17 protein-coding genes are annotated in these 17,799 nt (G+C 66.5%); 10 read left to right on the top strand and 7 right to left on the bottom strand.

Annotated features, from left to right (window positions below):
- Nucleotides 1–29 precede the first annotated feature (29 nt).
- From I0K15_RS08995 to hspQ, 5 genes are all read right to left on the bottom strand, one after another.
- Entirely contained in the window at nucleotides 30–2,147 is a 2,118-nt protein-coding gene (locus I0K15_RS08995) for a GumC family protein (RefSeq protein WP_196105099.1), read from the bottom strand.
- Nucleotides 2,148–2,205: 58 nt separating this feature from the next.
- Nucleotides 2,206–2,979: a metallophosphoesterase family protein gene (locus I0K15_RS09000; RefSeq protein ID WP_196105100.1), complete on the bottom strand. Its 774-nt coding sequence runs from the start codon at nucleotides 2,977–2,979 to the stop codon at nucleotides 2,206–2,208.
- Nucleotides 2,976–4,355, bottom strand: a complete 1,380-nt coding sequence (locus I0K15_RS09005) for an O-antigen ligase family protein (protein WP_196105101.1) — start codon at nucleotides 4,353–4,355, stop codon at nucleotides 2,976–2,978. The genes I0K15_RS09000 and I0K15_RS09005 overlap by 4 nt, the downstream gene beginning before the upstream one ends.
- Nucleotides 4,352–4,981, bottom strand: a complete 630-nt coding sequence (locus I0K15_RS09010; protein WP_196105102.1) for a hypothetical protein — start codon at nucleotides 4,979–4,981, stop codon at nucleotides 4,352–4,354. The genes I0K15_RS09005 and I0K15_RS09010 overlap by 4 nt, the downstream gene beginning before the upstream one ends.
- A 122-nt stretch (nucleotides 4,982–5,103) precedes the next feature.
- Entirely contained in the window at nucleotides 5,104–5,430 is a 327-nt protein-coding gene (gene hspQ, locus I0K15_RS09015) for a heat shock protein HspQ (RefSeq protein WP_196105103.1), read from the bottom strand.
- A gap of 175 nt (nucleotides 5,431–5,605) precedes the next feature.
- Between hspQ and I0K15_RS09020 the strand changes: the two genes are divergently transcribed.
- Nucleotides 5,606–6,196 carry a transglycosylase SLT domain-containing protein gene (locus I0K15_RS09020; RefSeq protein ID WP_196105104.1) on the top strand — a complete coding sequence of 197 codons (591 nt, stop codon included), beginning with the start codon at nucleotides 5,606–5,608 and terminating at the stop codon, nucleotides 6,194–6,196.
- Between the two features lie 59 nt (nucleotides 6,197–6,255).
- Nucleotides 6,256–7,161: a LysR family transcriptional regulator gene (locus I0K15_RS09025; protein ID WP_196105105.1), complete on the top strand. Its 906-nt coding sequence runs from the start codon at nucleotides 6,256–6,258 to the stop codon at nucleotides 7,159–7,161.
- 3 nt (nucleotides 7,162–7,164) lie between these two features.
- On the opposite strand, the gene I0K15_RS09030 is transcribed toward I0K15_RS09025, so the two are convergent.
- Nucleotides 7,165–7,983, bottom strand: coding sequence for an ABC transporter permease (locus I0K15_RS09030; protein ID WP_196105106.1), 819 nt, complete (start codon nucleotides 7,981–7,983; stop codon nucleotides 7,165–7,167).
- Between the two features lie 103 nt (nucleotides 7,984–8,086).
- On the opposite strand from I0K15_RS09030, the gene cysQ reads away from it, so the two are divergent.
- The 8 genes from cysQ (at nucleotide 8,087) to I0K15_RS09070 (ending at nucleotide 17,321) form a co-directional block, all read left to right on the top strand.
- Nucleotides 8,087–8,875 carry a 3'(2'),5'-bisphosphate nucleotidase CysQ gene (cysQ, locus tag I0K15_RS09035; protein ID WP_196105107.1) on the top strand — a complete coding sequence of 263 codons (789 nt, stop codon included), beginning with the start codon at nucleotides 8,087–8,089 and terminating at the stop codon, nucleotides 8,873–8,875.
- A complete protein-coding gene (locus I0K15_RS09040) occupies nucleotides 8,872–9,675 on the top strand; it encodes a 3-deoxy-manno-octulosonate cytidylyltransferase (RefSeq protein WP_196105108.1) in 804 nt (267 codons plus the stop codon). The genes cysQ and I0K15_RS09040 overlap by 4 nt, the downstream gene beginning before the upstream one ends.
- 4 nt (nucleotides 9,676–9,679) lie before the next feature.
- Nucleotides 9,680–10,945 carry a glycosyltransferase family 2 protein gene (locus I0K15_RS09045; RefSeq protein ID WP_196105109.1) on the top strand — a complete coding sequence of 422 codons (1,266 nt, stop codon included), beginning with the start codon at nucleotides 9,680–9,682 and terminating at the stop codon, nucleotides 10,943–10,945.
- Nucleotides 10,946–11,009: 64 nt separating this feature from the next.
- A complete protein-coding gene (gene galU / locus I0K15_RS09050) occupies nucleotides 11,010–11,912 on the top strand; it encodes a UTP--glucose-1-phosphate uridylyltransferase GalU (protein ID WP_196105110.1) in 903 nt (300 codons plus the stop codon).
- A gap of 17 nt (nucleotides 11,913–11,929) precedes the next feature.
- The gene (locus I0K15_RS09055) at nucleotides 11,930–13,057 is read left to right on the top strand and encodes a glycosyltransferase (RefSeq protein WP_196105111.1); all 1,128 of its coding nucleotides are present in this window, start codon (nucleotides 11,930–11,932) and stop codon (nucleotides 13,055–13,057) included.
- Nucleotides 13,058–13,087: 30 nt separating this feature from the next.
- On the top strand, nucleotides 13,088–14,107 hold the full coding sequence (locus I0K15_RS09060) for a glycosyltransferase family 2 protein (protein ID WP_196105112.1): 1,020 nt from the start codon (nucleotides 13,088–13,090) through the stop codon (nucleotides 14,105–14,107).
- Between the two features lie 68 nt (nucleotides 14,108–14,175).
- Nucleotides 14,176–15,825: a DUF5927 domain-containing protein gene (locus tag I0K15_RS09065; protein WP_196105113.1), complete on the top strand. Its 1,650-nt coding sequence runs from the start codon at nucleotides 14,176–14,178 to the stop codon at nucleotides 15,823–15,825.
- A complete protein-coding gene (locus tag I0K15_RS09070; protein ID WP_196105114.1) occupies nucleotides 15,825–17,321 on the top strand; it encodes a nodulation protein NodH in 1,497 nt (498 codons plus the stop codon). Before I0K15_RS09065 ends, I0K15_RS09070 begins: the two co-directional genes overlap by 1 nt.
- Here I0K15_RS09070 and ptsN read toward each other — a convergent pair.
- A complete protein-coding gene (ptsN, locus tag I0K15_RS09075) occupies nucleotides 17,309–17,776 on the bottom strand; it encodes a PTS IIA-like nitrogen regulatory protein PtsN (RefSeq protein WP_196105115.1) in 468 nt (155 codons plus the stop codon). The genes I0K15_RS09070 and ptsN overlap by 13 nt on opposite strands.
- Nucleotides 17,777–17,799: the final 23 nt, after the last annotated feature.

Consider the following 17,799-nt stretch of genomic DNA (forward strand, 5'->3'; position numbering starts at 1 on the left):
ATGGGGCGCGGGCCCGTCGGCCCCGCCCCTCACTCTACGTAGTAAGCGCTCGCATAGCCCTTGTAGGCGCCCGGCCGCTTCCCGTCGTCGATGCTGTTGAGCACGGTGAAGACGGGCGTCAGCGGGTTGCGCACGTCGTCGAGCATCGAGAGCGTCTGGCGCACGTCCTGCTGACGCGTCTCGGCCCACTTCACCACGAGCACGATGGCGTTCGCGCGGTGGGCAAGATAGCGGCCATCGACCACAGGCAACATCGGCGGGGTGTCGAGGACGACCACGTCGTAGTGGCTGCGCACCGCCTCCATCAGGTCGGTGAAGCGCTGCGACATCAGGAGCTGATCCGTCGGTCGGCTCGACCGGCCGAGGGACGGGATGACCTCGAGATCGGAGCGCGGGTCGAGGCCCATGATCCCTTCCAGATCGACGACCTCGCCGGGCTTCGCGGTCAGGAAGTCCAAAAGACCCGCCTGCTGCTCGAGCTGCAACCGCTCGGCCACCGAGGGTTTGCGCAGGTCGCAGTCGATCAGCACTGTGCGCTTGCCGGACAGGGCGTAGGTGCGGGCGAGCGCGAGCGACGTGGTCGTCTTGCCCTCCGCCGGCAGGGTCGAGGCGACCATGATGGTCAGCGGACCCTTGGCCGGCGTGGCGATCGGCGCGTTCACCGGCAGATCATCGGCCGCCTGACGCGCCAGCGTCTGGTCGATCGAGGCACGGACCCGGCGGAACGCCTCCGCATAGCGGGAGAGGGGCGCGGACACGATCTGATCGGCCGGGTTCAGATCCTCGGCCAGCCGCGGGATGGTGGCGGGGACCGGAACGCCAAGCCCCTCCTCCGCCTGCGTGTCGCTGACGAAGCCGCCGATGTAGAACTCGCGCAGCAGGGCGAGGCCAACGCCGACGCTCAGCCCGCCGATCAGCGCCAGTGCGAGGGCGAGCTGCGTGTTGGGATAGGAGGGCCGCGAGGGCGGCAGCGCCGGGGAGACGACGCGCGCATCTGCGACCTGCAGATCGGCCTGGGTCTCGAAATCGCGCAGGCGCGAGAGGAGCGTCTGATATTGGGTGCGCGCCAGCGTGCCCCGCTGCTGGATCGAGAAGATCTGGGTCAGCAGCTCCGGCGGCAGGTCGGCGGTCAGCACGTTCTGGCGCAGTTCGCTCTGGTAGGCGCCTGCCTGGGTTTCGAGCTGGGCGAGCTCACCGCGCAGATCCTCGATCGCGGTGTCGGCCTCGCGGGCCAGACGGTTCTCCAGTGCCTCCAGCTCAGCGCGCAGGTTCACCGACTGCTCGGTGGTGGCCTCGGCCAGATCCTCGTTCAGTTCCGCCCGCTGGGCCGCGAGCTGGACGAGAGTTTCGTTCTGGAGCCGGTCGGCGAGGGCCGCCCAGTTGCCGAGCTCCCGCGTGCGGCTCGCCTCGTTGGCGAGGACGCGGGTGCGGGTGGACTCGGTCTCGACCGCTTCGAGCTGACGGCGCAGGTCGGCGAGATCGCTCCGCCCCGTCTCCTCCGCAATCCGGTCGAAGTTCGTGTCGATGAAGGCGTCGAAGGCGAGCTCCGCCTCGACCAGTTCGGCGTCCGCAGCGGCGATCCGCGCTTGAATGACGTCACGCGCGGCGAGGGCCGTGCCGACCTTCGCCTGCACCTGTCCCGCGATATACGTGTCGACGGTGAGGTTGGCGAGCTCCGCCGCGCGAACCGGATCGGTGGAGGTATAAGAGACCTGCAGTAGGTAGGTCGCGCCGCGGCGGCTGACCTGCAGACCATTGCGGAAGCGGTTGAGGACGCCGTTCAGAACGTCAGCGCCAGATGGCTCGCTGGTCTCCGCAAAGCCGAGGAACGCCTCGAGCCGCTGCCAGGTCGACAGCCGGACGCCGAAGTCGCTGGAGCCGATCAGGTCCGCCGCCTCAACCACGGCGAGCGCGGTGGCGTTCGAGCGCAGGATCTCCAGCTCCGACGCGATGCGGGCATTGTCGCTGGCAGGCGAAGTCCGCGCCTCGGTCGGTTCGAGAAGGTTGGTGCCCGCGGGATCGATCACCAGCAGGCTCGACGCGGTGTAGCGGGGTGTCAGCGAGAAGAGCCAGAGCGCCGTGAGGCCGAGCACCAAGAGCGTCGTGTAGATCACGATCCGGCTCTGACGGCGCAGGATTCCGATCACCGCCGAGATGTCCAACCCGTTTTCGCCCATATCCGACCTCAAGCGTCCTTCGTCTTCACTACACACCCGTCGCCGCGGCGACCTGCAGGATGGCGGGGGGCATCCCCTCCTCGACCCGAACGGCAGTCAGCGGGCCGCCATATCCGGCGCCCGTGTCGATCCCGATCCGATTGGCGCGCAGCTCCGGCTCCGCCGCGGGGGTGTGTCCATGCACCACCACGCGGGACAGCGGGCCGTCGTGATCGAGGAAACCATCCCTGATCCAGAGCAGCGTTTCCCGATCCTGCCTCTCGACGGGAACCGCCGGATCGATCCCCGCATGCACGAACAGGTATCCGGGGGTCGTCGCGCCCAGCGGCATCGCCTTCAAAAAGGCGCGGTGCGCGTCGGGGATCAGCGTTTCGACCGCGGCGCGCAGGCGATGGGGCGGGCCGTCGAGTGCATGGGTGTAGATGCCGTAGGAGGCGAGCGTTTCCATTCCGCCGACGCTCAGCCAGCCATCACGGCTCGAGGGATTGGCGAGGAAGCGCACGAACATCGCCTCGTGATTGCCGGTCAGACAGGTGCGCATCATCCAGGATTGCGGCGTGAGTACATGGTCCAGAACGGCGGAACTGTCGGCCCCGCGGTCCACGAGATCTCCGATGAGGACGATACGAGCCGTCTCTTCGCCCCGCGCAGTCATGTCCTCGTGGATCTTCTGTTCGAGCGCGCGCAGCAGACCGACATGCCCGTGAACATCGCCGATGGCGTAGACCGGCCCGGGGCCGAGATCCTCGTATGGCGTCGGCTCTCCTTGAGGCATCGGGCGACGGAAGAAGCGGCGGATCATGTGCGCCTCCGCCGAGGCCGGCGCGCGAGTGCAATGCCGAGGAAGGCGATGAAGAGCCAGGCATTTGCCTGCATCTCCAGGCTGAAATCGACGATCGAATGCAGGGCGCCGGTCACGATCACACCGATGCCGATCGCGGGCAGCACCTTCACCTCGTCCCGGCGCAATGCCTTGATGCAGCCGTAAAGGGCGAGCGCGACGAGCAGGAGCGGGATCGAGCCGAAGATCAACCCCGTCTCCGACCAGTGGGCGAGGTAGGTGGAGTGCGCCCGCTCCCAGTTCTTGTCGAGGCTCACCGGCACGTCGCGAAAGGCGCGAAAGGCGAGCTCGAACGTATCACCGCCCCAACCGGTCCACGGTCGAGCTGCGATCAGGCCCAGGATTTGCTCGTAGAGTGCGAGGCGGATGTCAGCGGATTCGTCGACGTTGTCCATTCGCTCGACCACTCCTCCGCCGTAGAGCCGGAGCAGCATGGCTAGCGCCAATAGCCCGCCGAGTGCTGCGACGACAACGGCCTTGCGGCTGACTTGGGGCCGGGTCAAGGCGAAGAGCCCCACGGTGACGGTGCCCCCGGCGAGGCCGGCGAAGACACCCATCCGCGAGTTTGTGGCAAAGAGCGCCGCCAGCAGCAGCACGGTCGCCAGAGCGACGAGGTAACTCCTCAGCATCTCCGCGCTCAGGAGGTCCGGCCGCTTGCCCCCGCCCCCGCCGAGCAGACGCTCCAACGACAGGCCGACCCCCGCGACGAAGCCCATGGCGAGGAACGTGGCGAAAGAGTTGCGGTTGACGAACGGCCCGGTCATTGAGCCCTCGTAGGCCCATTTCTCGAACAACAGCACGCTGTCGCCGAGCTGGACAAGGGCGACGGCGCCATAGGCAGCCCACGCTACGATGGCGAGGAACAAGGCCGTCGCCATCACGCGCGCCCGCTCCTGATGGGCGGCGGCCTGCAGTAACAGGAAGAACAGGAGACCGTAGCCCGCAACCCGCATCGCCGCGAGCATCGTCGCACCCGGTGCGATGCTGATCGTGTCGTGCGCGACCGTGATGCCGGAGGGCAGCGTGGTCTCGAACGATCCGAAGACCGCACCCAGCGGAACGATCTGGAGCACGAGCCAGCCGAGATAGGCGAGGCCCAACGCCGCGGGAATGCGGAACGACCCCACCGGGTTGCGCAGGGCGCTGCCGCGCGCGGCCAGCGCACCGAAATAGACCGCGCCGACCAGGCCGATCAGTAGCGCGCCCAGCGCCCAGAACACCGGACGGTTGGAGCCGAGCGGCAGCGGCGCCAGGATCACCAGCGCCATCAACGCGACGGCGAGGGTGCGGTTGGGGCGGGATCTGCGTGCTCCGACGACAGAGGTTGCGACCGTCATGAGCGGCCCCGCGCGGCGCGGCTTTGCCGCTGAACATTGCGTAGAAAGCGGATCTGATCGTCCTGCGGCAGTGTCTCGACAAGAGCGACGAGACGCTCGCGAAACTCTGGCTCGCTCACATAGCGGTGGGCGAGTGACCAAGCACCGCGGGGGGTTTGCGCCACGACCAGCAGATCTGCTTCATGACCTGCGCGGGCTTCACCGTCCATCCAGCCAAGCATCTGCTCTCCGATTCTGACCCGGCGCGACGCGATCCACAGCTCGCCCGGCGCGACCGCGCGCGATTGGCCGAGGGCGGCGAACATCGCATCGGCGCGGCCGCTCTGAAATGCGACATCACCGATCGCGAGCCAGGCAAAGCCGTCCATGGGGTTCCGCACGAGGATCCGGCGCGCGGTGCGATCGCACTCCCGCAGCAGGGCAAGGCGTGCATCGGGGCCGCGGCTCCAGGAGCCGTCGTGGGCGAGCGTCGTCTCGCAGAGGTTCAGGATCCGCTTTCGGGCATCTAAGGACAAGCCGACCGGCAAGGAACCGGACAGGATCGCATCCATGCGGGTCGGCTGCGAATGCCCGATGCTAAAGACCGGGCGCAGCTCCAGGTGCAGCGCAGGCAGTGCCGCAAGCATGAGCGCAACACTCAGCACCAATGGAAAAAGCGGTGGTCTCTTCACTGCGGGAGCCTTCTGCGTCCGTGCGTCGCGAAGGATATTGTCCCGAATATGATGAAGAAGGAGTTACCACGATCCCGTCAGTGCGGCGATCCGGCCAGCCGGTAGCGGCCGTTCTCCAGCACGTCGAACATCTCGCCGATATCAGGATGCTCCACCGGTTCGCCGGTCTCGTCGGGCAGGAGATTCTGCTCGGAGACATAGGCGACGTAGTAGCTCGTCTCGTTCTCGGCGAAGAGATGGTAGAAGGGCTGATCCTTGCGCGGACGATGATCCTTCGGGATCGCCTCCCACCACTCGTCGGTATTCGCGAACTCCGGGTCCACGTCGAAAATCACACCGCGAAAGGGGTGGATGCGGTGCCGCACCACCTGCCCGATCGCAAACTTAGCCCGTACTTCAGTCATCCCACGCGCCCCCCGGCTCATTCAACCGTCTCTAGAAGAGGGTCCGGGCGGAGTCCAGTCACCGACCCGCGGTCCGATTTTACCTGCCTGCAAGCGTGCAACATGCTATGTCTAGCTACAGAGGCCCGATCAACGGGCCCGATCGAGCAGTTTGGACAGTAGACAGGTTAATTCGATGTTGAGAACGCATGTGCTGCGGGCCGCCGCGCTGGGCGGCGCCCTCCTGCTGAGCGCCTGTGGGGGTGGGCGTGAGGAAGTCGCTTCGGTGCCACCGGACGACGCACCGCCCAACACCATGAACATCTGCGCCATCTTCGCGGACAAGCCGCATTGGCGCACGCATATGGAAGAGGCCTCCGCCCGCTGGGGCACCCCGGTCGAGGTCATGATGGGCATCATGTGGCGCGAGAGCCGGTTCCGCCAGCACGCCTCGCCCGGCACGTCCTCGGCCTACGGCTACGCGCAGGCGATCAACGGGACGTGGGACTGGTATCGCCAGGACACCGGGCGGCACTGGGCACGGCGGGACAACTTCGCGGACGCCGCCGATTTCGTGGGCTGGTACACGCAGCTCACCTCCCGCAAGAACGGGCTCTCACCGGCCGACAGCTTCGCGCAGTACCTCGCCTATCACGAGGGGCACAGCGGGTTTGCCAAGGGATCTTATTGGGAAAAGGAGTTCCTGCTCAATGCCGCGCAGGAGGTCCAGACCATGACCATGGTCTACCGCACCCAGCTCGCGGCATGTCCGGGTGCCTATACCTGATCCGTTGACAATCGGCCTCCGCATTCCTTTCTGATGCGGAGGCGGAAACGGAGGCAGGCATGGATCGGTTGGCGGAAATGGAGGCCTTCATCGCGGTCGTCGATCAGGGCGGCTTCACCGATGCGGCGCGCAAGCTGAGCATTTCGAAGAGCGCGATCTCCAAGCATGTCTCCTCGCTGGAGGCCCGGCTGGGCGCACGGCTGCTGAACCGGACGACCCGCCGCGTGAGCCCGACGGAGATCGGGCTTGCCTATTATGACAAGGCGACCCGCGTGATATCGGAGGCGAGCGACGCGGACGCGATGGTCACCTCGATGCAGTCGGAGCCGCGCGGTGAGCTGCGCCTGTCGGTTCCGGTGGGCTTCGGGACGACGCATGTCTCAGCCGCCGTGGCCGATTTCCTCTGCCAGTACCCCGATGTCAGCGTGCACATGGTGATGGACGACCGGTTCGTGGAGCTGGTCTCCGAAGGGTTCGACCTGGCCATCCGCATCGGCAACCTGCCCGACAGTTCGCTGCGCGCGCGGAAGCTGGGCGAGGCGACCAGCCTGCTGGTGGCCTCGCCCAACTATCTGCAGCGGGCCGGGACGCCGACCTGCGTGGAGGATCTGAACGACCACGACCTGCTGCACTACTCCAACCTCGCCACTGGCAACTTCTGGCGGCTGCTGACGGAGAACGGGGTGGAGAAGCAGGTGCGCGCTGGAGGGAAGCTGACGGCGAACAATGGCGAAGCGCTGCTGCGTGCTGTGGAAGCGGGGCTCGGCATCTCCATGGTTCCGACCTTCATCCTGCGCGACTCGGTGGAGGCGGGCCGCACGGTCGAGATCCTGCCGAAGCTCCAGAAACCGCGCCTCGGCATCTACGCCGTATACCCGCCGGGTCGGTTCCCGCAGCCCAAGCTGCGCGCCTTCGTCGAGTACATGGCCTCCCACTTCAAGAAGCAGGGCGAGATCATCTGGTAGGCGCTACTCGAGCCCTCGGCTCTCCCGCGCGCGCATGGCGAACTCGATGACGAAGCCAATCGCGAAGGCTGCTAGCGTGAAGTAGATCGCGTACTCGATGCTGGTGTTGCGCGGGGTGTAGTTGATGAAGGCATGCCCCCGCGCCTGGTCGATAGAGTGGAACAGCGGGTTCCAGGAAAAAAACGGCAGCAGATCGGCCGGCAGCATGTTCGCCAGAAACATCTTGCCGCTCGTGATCATCTGCGCCCGCCGATAGAACTGGTAGAGCATCGGAATGACGCCGGGCGCGAGCGGCGTGATCGACAGGAACAGAAGGCCGACTGCCAGCCCGCTCGCAAACGCGATGAAGAAGGGCAGGAGCATTCGTCCCGGGTCGTAGACCTCAAGGTGACCGCGGAACAGATAGGCACAGCCCATGATCACGATCACCGACAGGATCAGAATGTAGAGCTGGTTGATGGCCGAGGTCAGGATGTTCAACAGCGTTGACGTCTTCGCGTAGAAGATCATGCCCGAACTGCCGTGCCCCGCCCCCTTCAGCGTCGTCACCGCCTGAATGTGAGCGAGATAGAGGAAGATCCCCGTCATCATGAAGAGTAGGAAGTCGCCGCGGATCAGGGCGGAGCGGCCGATGAACTCGTAGAGCACCCAGAAGATCGCGAACAGGAACAGCGGCCGGATGAGGGCGGAGACGAAGCCCAGCATGCTGCCGCCCGTCTCCGACCGGAACTCGCGCACAATGGACACGTACATGGTGTCCATGAAGGCGAGCGACGATTCCCACATCGTCGTGTTGCGGTGGTATCGCTGAAACTCGGGCATCCCCGCGTCTGTCCCCTCGGCGCTTGTCAGTTTGGTGGCTCTATCCCATACACCGTTCAGACGGGCCCTGTCGCCCCGCCTTATGCCGCAAGGATCGCACCATATGGATTACGACGCCGTTACCGAGACCTTCCGACGCCTCGCACTGGAGGCGGGCGCGAAGATCATGGAGATCTACGGCAGCGACGATTTCGAGGTGCGCGCGAAGGGCGACGACAGCCCGGTGACGGCGGCAGACGAGGCGGCGGACGCGCTAATCTCCGCCGGGCTGCGCGCGGCGTTTCCGGAGATGGCGTTCGTGACCGAGGAGCAGGCGGCGACACATGAGCAGAGTGCCGCGACCTTCCTGATCGTCGACCCGCTCGACGGCACGAAGGAGTTCGTGCAGCGTCGCGGCGAGTTCACGGTGAACATTGCGCTGGTCGAGGACGGTGTGCCGGCCCGCGGCGTGGTCTATGCACCGGCGATCGGGCGACTCTTTTACACCGACGCCACCGGGCAGACGGTGGAGGAGGCGGCGCCGTTCGGGCCCGCGCCGGGCGCGACCACGCCGCTATCGGTGGCAGAGGCGAACGGCCCGCTGCGCGTCGTCGCCTCCAAGTCCCACCGGGATCAGGCCACTGACGACTATATCGGCAAGTACGACGTGGCCGAGCTGGTGAGCGCCGGGTCGTCTCTCAAGTTCTGCCTCGTCGCCGCAGGGGAGGCCGACCTATACCCCCGCCTCGGCCGAACGATGGAATGGGATACCGCTGCTGGTGACGCCGTGCTGCGCGGCGCGGGCGGCCGGATGGTCCGCTTCGAGGATCACGCAACCTTCGCCTATGGCAAGCCGAGGTTCGAGAACGGCCACTTCATCGCCTGCGGCCGTGGCGTGGAGCTGAAGGCGTGAGCGACGTCCTGATCGCGATCCCGGCCCGCTACGCCTCCACCCGCTATCCCGGCAAGCCGCTGGTCGAGCTGCGCGGCGCCTCAGGCGAGCGGCGCAGCCTGATCCGGCGGAGCTGGGATGCAGCCTGTGCCGTGGCGGGTGGCGCGCAGGTCGTCGTCGCCACCGATGACGATCGGATCGCGGAGCATGCGCGGGGCTTCGGCGCCGAGGTCGTGATGACCTCCGAGAGCTGCGCCAACGGGACCGAGCGTTGCGCCGACGTGCTGGAGCGGACGGGCCTGACGCCCGGAATCGTGGTGAACCTGCAGGGCGACGCCCCGCTGACCCCCGCCTGGTTCGTCGAGGACCTGATCGCCGCCCTGCGCGCGGATGACAGCGTCGATGTGGCGACACCGGTGCTGCGCACGGACTCCGAAGCGCTCGCTGGGTTTCGCGAGGATCGGCTGAACGGCCGCGTCGGCGGGACCACCGCCGTGTTCGATCGGCAGGGACGCGCGCTCTACTTCTCGAAGGAGGTGATCCCGTATACCGGCCGCGATTTCGCGCCGGGCGAGGATAACCCCGTCTTCCACCATGTGGGCGTCTACGCCTACCGGCCAGCGGCGCTCGGGCGCTACCGCGACTGGCCGACCGGTCCGCTGGAGCGGTGGGAGGGGTTGGAGCAGCTCCGCTTCCTCGAAAACGGCGCCGCGATCCGCTGTGTCGAGGTCGAGGCGCGGGGGCGCGCCTTCTGGGAGCTCAACAACCCCGTCGACGTCTCGCGGATCGAGGCGATCCTCGCCGAACAGGGCATCGACTGACCCCGTGCGCGCCGCGCCCAGCGTCAGCGTCGTCATCCCCAACCGTGGCCGGGCGGAGCTACTGGACCGAGCGCTGATCGGGCTGCGGCGGCAATGGCCAGTGGTGCCGGAGATCGTCGTGGTCTCCGATCGCGCGGAGCCACACCCGCTCGCCGACATCTGGGTGCACCAGCCGGAGCCCAATGTCGCGCGCGCCCGAAATGCCGGGATCAATGCCGCGCATGGCGCGATCATCGCCTTCCTCGACGACGATGCAGTGCCCGCGCCGGGCTGGCTCGAGGCGCTTCTGGCTGCGTTCGAAGACCCGGCGGTGGAGGCGGCCGGTGGTCCGGTGCTCGGCCCCGATGGCGAAACGGTGCAGTGGGACCGGACCGGTTTCAATGAAGCGGGCGAGGATGGTGCCGACCACCCCCACCTCAAGCTCAACGGCACCAACATGGCGGTGCGCCGATCGACGCTCGCGCGCCTTGGCGGGTTCGATGAGCGCTATGCCTACTTCCTCGATGAGACCGATCTTCTTCTGCGTGTTTACCGTCAGAACGGGCGGGCAGCGTGGTGTACCGATGCGGTCGTCCATCACCACACGGCGACGAACGCCGTGCGCGGCCGGATGTCGACGGCGGAGGGATTCCGGGTGCTGGGGCGCAGCAAGGCCACCTTCTGCGCGACGCATCTGACTGATCAGGCAGCACAGGTGCAGGCACATGCCGACTTCGCGCAGGAGCAGCGCAGGCGCCTCCTCAACGCGCATCAGTTCGGCCGCCTCAGCGGCAAGGGCGTGTCGGCGCGACAGACGGCGCTGATCGAGGGGCTCGCGGAGCCCGTCGCCGCGCCGAAACTCGCCACCATCAGCGAGGACGCGAAAGCAGCAGGGCACCCAAGCGCCCGCCCCAGACGCATCGCGCTCATCCCCCGGTTGCTCGGTCGGCGGGCGGCCCGGCGCGCTGCGGCCCGACTCGCCGACTCAGGGGCCGAGGTCTTCCTCATCGAGCTTCGCTGGCTCCGCCTGCCACCCCGGACGACATTCCGCACGCCGGGATACTGGTGGGTCCGGCGGGGCCTCTTCGGAACCGGATATCGCTATCCTCGTTTCACCAATGCGGCACAGAATGAGCTGAACCGTCTGAAGCCGCTCGATTCTGTGATCTGGGGCACGACAGGGGGAGATGCAAAATGGGTCGAAACCGGCGAGGACCGACCTCCCGAGACCGCGTCAGCCCGCCGCATTTCATGGGCCGATGTTGTATTGCGGTCGCAGTTACAACCCTAAGTTGTCTTTGAAAATACACCTTCGCAGGCTACCTTTGCTGCATAGCACAACAGGGATTCCCAATATGAAACGCAAGGTCACGAAAGCCGTTTTCCCCGTGGCGGGAATGGGAACACGCTTTCTTCCGGCAACCAAGTCGATCCCCAAGGAAATCATGACGCTGGTTGACCGGCCGCTGATCCAATACGCCATCGACGAGGCTCGTGAAGCGGGCATCAAGGAGTTCATCTTCGTCACGGCTCGCGGCAAGCAGAGCCTCGAAGACTACTTCGACAGCGCGCCGGAACTCGAAAAGACGCTGCGCCAGAAGGGCAAGACCGACCTTCTGGATCAGCTCAAGCGGACGGACATGGAATCGGGCGCCATCGCCTATGTCCGCCAGCGCGAGGCGCTCGGCCTCGGACACGCCGTATGGTGCGCACGCCGCCTGATCGGCAACGAGCCCTTCGCGGTGCTTCTGCCCGATGACGTGATCCAGGGCGAGCGTGCTTGTCTGGCAGACATGGTCGAGGCGCACGCAGAGACCGGCGGCAACATCGTCGCTGCCATGGAGGTGCCGAACGAGAAGGTCTCGTCCTACGGCATCCTCGGTGTTTCCGAAGACAACGGGGTGCGGGCCAAGGTCAGCAGCATGGTCGAGAAGCCGGCGATGGAGGACGCGCCCTCCAACCTCGCCGTCATCGGCCGCTACATCCTGACGCCGTCGGTGCTCCAGAACCTCAACAAGAAGGAGCGCGGCGCGGGCAACGAGATCCAGCTCACCGACGCGATCGCCAAGGAGATCGGCAGCGAGAGCGGCGTCTACGGCCTGCGCTTCGAGGGTCAGCGCTTCGACTGCGGCTCCAAGGCGGGGTACCTGCAGGCGACGGTGGCTTTCGGCCTCGACCGCGAGGACCTGCGCGACGAGCTGTCCGACTTCCTCCAGACCGTGCAGCTGGCCAGCAACGCGGCCGCCGCGGCCGAGTGATCGGCCTGACGGACTGAATGCTCCATATCGACCAGTCCCGCGCGTTTGCACGCGCGCGGGACATGCGCCCGACGGGCATCGACCGCGTCGAACGCCACCTGGCACAAGCGCTTGCATCCACCAGTAGTGTCACGGGACTGGTCCGCAGCGGTGGGCGCGTTTGGCATGGGCCGGTGGACGAGCTGTTCGAAGTTGTCGACAGCGCCGACGTGCTGGACCTCGCTGCACTCGCGACCCCGTGGCGCGATGCGACGCGGCGGCGGCGGGAGACGGCGCTGCGGCAACGGTTTGGTCGCGGCGGGCGCCTCGCGGATGGGTTCGAGCGCGGCGCCACATACTTCGCCGCCGGTCACAACCTGCCAACGTACAGAGAGATGGCGGTGCTGCGCGAGGCAAGCGTGCGCCTCGCCATCCTCGTCCACGATATCATTCCATTGACCCACCCGAAGCTCTCCCGCACAGCGCCGGCCGCCCGATTTCAGGAGCGGATGACAGGGGTGGCGCGGCATGCTGACGTGATCCTCCACCTCTCCGACGTCGGGCGGGAGAAATGGCGGACGGCTTTCGGACCGCCGCCACCCGGTCAGATGCATGATGTGCTGAAGCTCGGCCCGACCGGTGCTCCGCCCCTGACCCGCGCCCCGTCGGAGCGGCCAGAGTTCCTCGCCCTCTCCACCATTGAGCCGCGGAAGGGGCATGACCTGCTGCTCGATCTCTGGGAGCAGTTTCCAGAGCCCCCGCGCCTTCACCTCGTCGGGCGGCGGGGCTGGCATGACGCAGCGTTCTTTCGCAGGCTCGATGCCGCTGTCGCGAGTGGTGCGGTGATCGAACACCCCGACCTCGACGACGCCGGTGTCCGGGCGCTGATGGCGCGGTGCCGCGCCCTGCTCTTCCCGTCGGTGGCCGAGGGCTACGGCCTTCCGGTCGCCGAGGCACTGACCGCAAACCTGCCCGTTATCGCCTCTGACTTGCCGGAGCTTCGCGAAATACACGGTGAGCGGGTAAGATACGTGACTGTGAGCGACCGCGAGGCCTGGATGCTTGCAATTTCACCTTTCCTTTGTGACAGGCTTGTCGCGGGGGGTGGCGCCCCGGATCTGCCGTCCTGGGACGAGGTGGCCCTGCAGGTCCGCGCCATCATGTGAGCGTTCGACGAGCGGGGACCGAGCGAGGTCATGAAGATCCGGGAGACCATCTACCGTCTCGCCCTGCGGGCGCGGCGGCGGCGGCTGCAACTTCGCAGTCTGCTGAAGGGCCGGGAGCTCACCTGCCTGCGCGCTCTGCCCGCGGATCTCGACCCCGAGGCCATCCTGCTCGTGTCCACGATGCGTAACGAGTTGGCGCGGCTGCCCTATTTCCTGCGCTACTACCGCGACATCGGCGTCAACCAGTTCATCATGATCGACAACGGCTCGACGGACGGGACGCTGGAATACCTGCTGGAGCAGGACGACGTGGCGGTCTGGCACACGACCGCAAGCTACAAGGCCTCGCGCTTCGGATGCGACTGGGTGAATGCGCTCCTGACGCGCCACGCCGCCGGGCACTGGACGCTGGTGGTCGATGTCGACGAGTTCCTCGTCTACCCACACGCGGACACGCGGCCGCTGAATGCCCTGACGGACTGGCTCGATTCATCATCCGTCAAGTCATTCAGTGCAATGCTGCTCGACATGTATTCCGAGAACCCGATCCGCGACACGATCTATGAGCCGGGCCAGAACCCGTTCGATCAGCTCGCGTGGTTCGATCCCGGCAACTACCTTATCCGCCGCGACCGGCTGCACGGAAACCTCTGGATCCAGGGCGGTCCGCGTATGCGGGCCATGTTCGCGGATGATCCCTCGCAGGCGCCGGCGCTCAACAAGATTCCTCTGGTCAAATGGCAAAAGGGTTACGTATACGTCAGTTCCACGCACAGCCTGCTGCCGCGCGGCTTGAACCGGGTTTACGACGAATGGGGCGGGGAAAAGCCGTCCGGATGCCTTCTTCACGCCAAATTCCTGCATTTACTGGAGGAAAAGGTTAATGAAGAATTCGAGCGGCGCGAGCACTATGCCGGGGGGCGGGAGTTCCTGGCATATCGGCAGCGCCTTGAGGGACAGGAGAGCTTCTGGACGGAGTTCTCCGAGCGCTACAGGGGGTGGCGCCAATTAGAAGAACTCGGCCTGATGTCATCGGGCGGGTGGATTTAGGGGGAGCGTTCGGGGTGAGTGTCGGGATGTGCATTTTGGCACACCATCACCTGTATCGGGTGGTGGAGTTGGCCAGTCATCTGCACGACCACGGCTGTCGCGTCGTGATCCATGTGGATTCCGCGACCTCCGACCGCGAATACGATAAGCTCGTCCAGGACCTCTCCGACCGCGACATTGTCTTTGCGAAGCGGCACCGCTGCGAATGGGGCACCTACGCTCTGCATGAAGCGGCGCTCGAAGCGTCCCGCCTGCTGATCGAGAGCTTCCAGGATGTGGAGCATGTCTGCCTCGTCAGCGGCTCTTGCCTGCCGATCCGCCCGGTGGCCGAGCTGATCGAGCATTTGGCGCAGAACCCCGATACCGATTTCGTGGAAAGCCGCGTTCTGGGCCAGGAGCAGTGGGTGCAGGACGGGCTCGCTGAGGAGCGGTTCAGCCTCTACTTCCCGTTCGGCTGGCGCTCCAACCGCTGGCTCTTCGACAAGTTCGTGGATCTGCAGCGTCGCATGGGGGTGAAGCGCGCGGCGCCGAAGCACCTGACGCTCGCGCTCGGCTCGCAATGGTGGACGCTGAGCCGCCAGACGCTGCGCGCGATCCTCGACGATCCGCTGAAGGGCGAGACGGACCGCTTCTTCCGCCACTGCTGGATCGTGGACGAGGCCTATGTCCAGACGCTGGTGCGGCGGCATTCGAAGAAGCTGGTCACGCGCTCGCTCTGCCTGACGGAGTTCGATCCGCAGGGCAAGCCGTTCACCTTCTACGACGATCACGCGCACCTGCTGCAGAGCACCGACCACTTCTTCGCGCGGAAGATCTGGCATGGGGCGACGGGCCTCTACAACAAATACCTGAGCGGCGTCGAACCGATCACCGCGGCCCGCCGGCCGAAGCGTGAGGCGCTGCCGGATGTCGTCGCCGCGGGGCGCGATCGCCGCTGCCGGGGTCGCACCGGCCTGCTGAGCCAGAGCCGCTTCCCGGCCCAGGGCTTCACGCGGCAGCCGCAGACGGCGCGCTCCTACCTTGTGCTCGACGGCTACGACTTCCTCTTCAAGGACATGCCGGAGTGGCTGCGTGCCCAAGGCGCAGATACCGCCCACGGCCGGCTGTTCCACCCCGAACGGGTCGAGCTGGAACAGGACAGCGGCATCGCGCCGGGTGCCGTCGTCAGCAATGCCAAGATCCGCGACTGGAACGAGCAGCAGTTCCTCACCAACCTGATCTGGAGCGATCAGGAGCGGCAGCAATCCTTCCTGTTCCACGTGTCGGACAGCACGCCGATGGCCTCGTTCCTGCTGCGCGATCCGAATGCCCAAATCTTCTTCATCAAGGGCGCGTGGGTCTTCAACCTGACCCCGTCGGCGGGCGAGGATCCGCGACAGTTCCGCCGCCGCGCGCTGCGCCTGAAACTTCTGGAGCAGAAGCACATCGCCGAGCTGGAGCAGCAAACCACGCAGGCGCGGGTCCATGTGTGGGAGCTGGCGGACGTGTTGGCGAACCCGGCAGCCCCGCTGCGTGCGGTTGCGGATGCGATTGAGGGACGTCCCGCCGCGGAACTCTCCGGCCTGCCCACAATGCGCAGCGAGCACGGGATGGATCAGCTCGTCCACCGCCTTCATGCCGAGACGGCGCGGGAGGAGCGGTCCAGCGTCGCGCGCTTCCCGCTGAGACGGTTGCGCAGCGCCATGGACGCGCGGCCGGGTCCGTCTGAAGGGGCCTGATGCCGCGGCCGGATCGCTTCCGCTTCTTCACGATCTTCGGGGTCATGCGGACGGGCTCCAACCTGCTGCAACGCACCCTCGACCAGTTTCCCGACCTTCTTTGCCATGGTGAGCTCTTCAATCCCGCCTTCATCGGGCGCGTGAAGGATGACGAGGCGTTCGGGTTCACCATCGCGCGGCGGGATGCCGATCCGGACGGCCTGATCGACGCGGTCGTCGCCGACAGCCCCGAGACCCTCGTGGGCTTTCGCCTGTTCGACGGTCATGATCCGCGGGTGGAGCAAGGCGTTCTGGCGCGTCCCGACGCGGGCAAGATCATTCTCACCCGCGACCCGCTCGACAGCTACATCTCGCTGAAGATCGCACGGGAAACGGACCAGTGGATGCTGGGCAAGACCCGCGCCCGGCGCAGCGCGCGCGTCCGCTTCGACATGGACGAGTTTCGCGACTATCGCAGCCGGACCGCGGACTACTACGCGCGGGTGGAGCGGACGCTCCAGCTCTCCGGCGAGGCGGCGTTCCGGGTTCGCTTCGACGACGTCACGGACCTCGAGGTGGTGAACGGGCTGGCGAAATGGCTCGGCTCCGCCCACCAGCTCGACTCGATCGAGGAGACGATCCAGCGCCAGAACCCCGGTCCGATCGAGGAGAAGGTGCTGAATTTCGAGGAGATGGAGGACGCGCTGCGCTCCGACGGCGGCGTCCACCAGACGGGCGGCAGCTCGGGCCAACGGGCGGCGAACCTGCGCTTCATGCGCCAGTCGAAAACGCTGCCGCTGCTCTACGCCGCCATTCCGGGAACGCGCTCCGACAAGGTGCTGCGCTGGATACACGGCATCGACGGCGGTGACGATACGCGGGCCGATATTCGCGACGGCGCGCTTTTTGGTCAGCCGCAAAACCGCCGCGCACTGCAGGACTGGCTGGGCGTCCATGCAGACACGTTGTGCTTTACCACCGTCGCGCATCCGCTGGCGCGGGCGCATGACGCGTTCCTCTCTCGGATCCTCGACACTCAGGACGAGGGCTATCCGCGGATCCGCAGCCATGCTGAAAGCGAGTACGGCATGCATGTCCCGGACGCGGAGTCCATCGCGGGCGCGGACCGCGCGCGGCTGACGGCGATGGGCTACGACGTGGAGGCACACCGCCGCGCCTTCGCCGCGTTCCTCGACTTCGTGCGGGCGAACCTCGCGGGGCGCACGCCGATGCGGATCGACGGGCTCTGGGCGCCACAGCACGATTTCGTTGAGGGGTTCGGGACCGCGGTCACGCTCGGCCTGATCCTGCGGGAGGACGACTTGTTGTCAGGGGCCGCCTACATCAAGCGGCGCTTCGGCCTCGACCGCGTGCGGAACGCGGCGCTGAAGGAAGCGCCGAGCGGACTGTTCGATCTTAGCGAAATCTGGACGCAGGAGCTGGAGGACGCGGCGCGCGCGATCTACCCACGCGACTTCGCCCAGTTCGGCTTCGGTCCTGCCGGTCAGGCGGCCTGAGAGGCCGCGGGCTCGGTCAGGATCGTGTAGATCGCAGTCGCATCGTCGGTGGACCGGATCTTCTCACACACCGCCGGGTCACGCAGGGTGCGCGAGACGCGGGCGAGCGCGCGCAGATGCTCCGCCCCAGCCTCTTCAGGCGCCAGCAGCATGAAGACGAGATCGACCGGGCGGCCATCGACCGCCTCGAACTCCACCGGCTTTTCCAGCCGCGCGAAGTAGCCGATCACGCGGTCGAGCTCCGGCAGGCGCGCATGCGGGATCGCAACGCCAGCGCCCATGCCGGTCGGGCCCAGCGTCTCCCGCTCCTGCAGGGCGTCGAGGCAGGGCCCGGCCTTCACTTCGGCATCGAGATCGGCGGCAAGCTCGGCGAGCTCCTGAAGCAGGCGCTTCTTGCTCGTCACCTTGAGGCCGGCCCGAACCGCGTCACTGCGAATGATATCCGAAAGCTCCATCCGGGCCTGCCTTACACACTCTG

It is taken from the genome of Pontivivens ytuae, from assembly GCF_015679265.1.
Classification (GTDB): domain Bacteria; phylum Pseudomonadota; class Alphaproteobacteria; order Rhodobacterales; family Rhodobacteraceae; genus Pontivivens; species Pontivivens ytuae.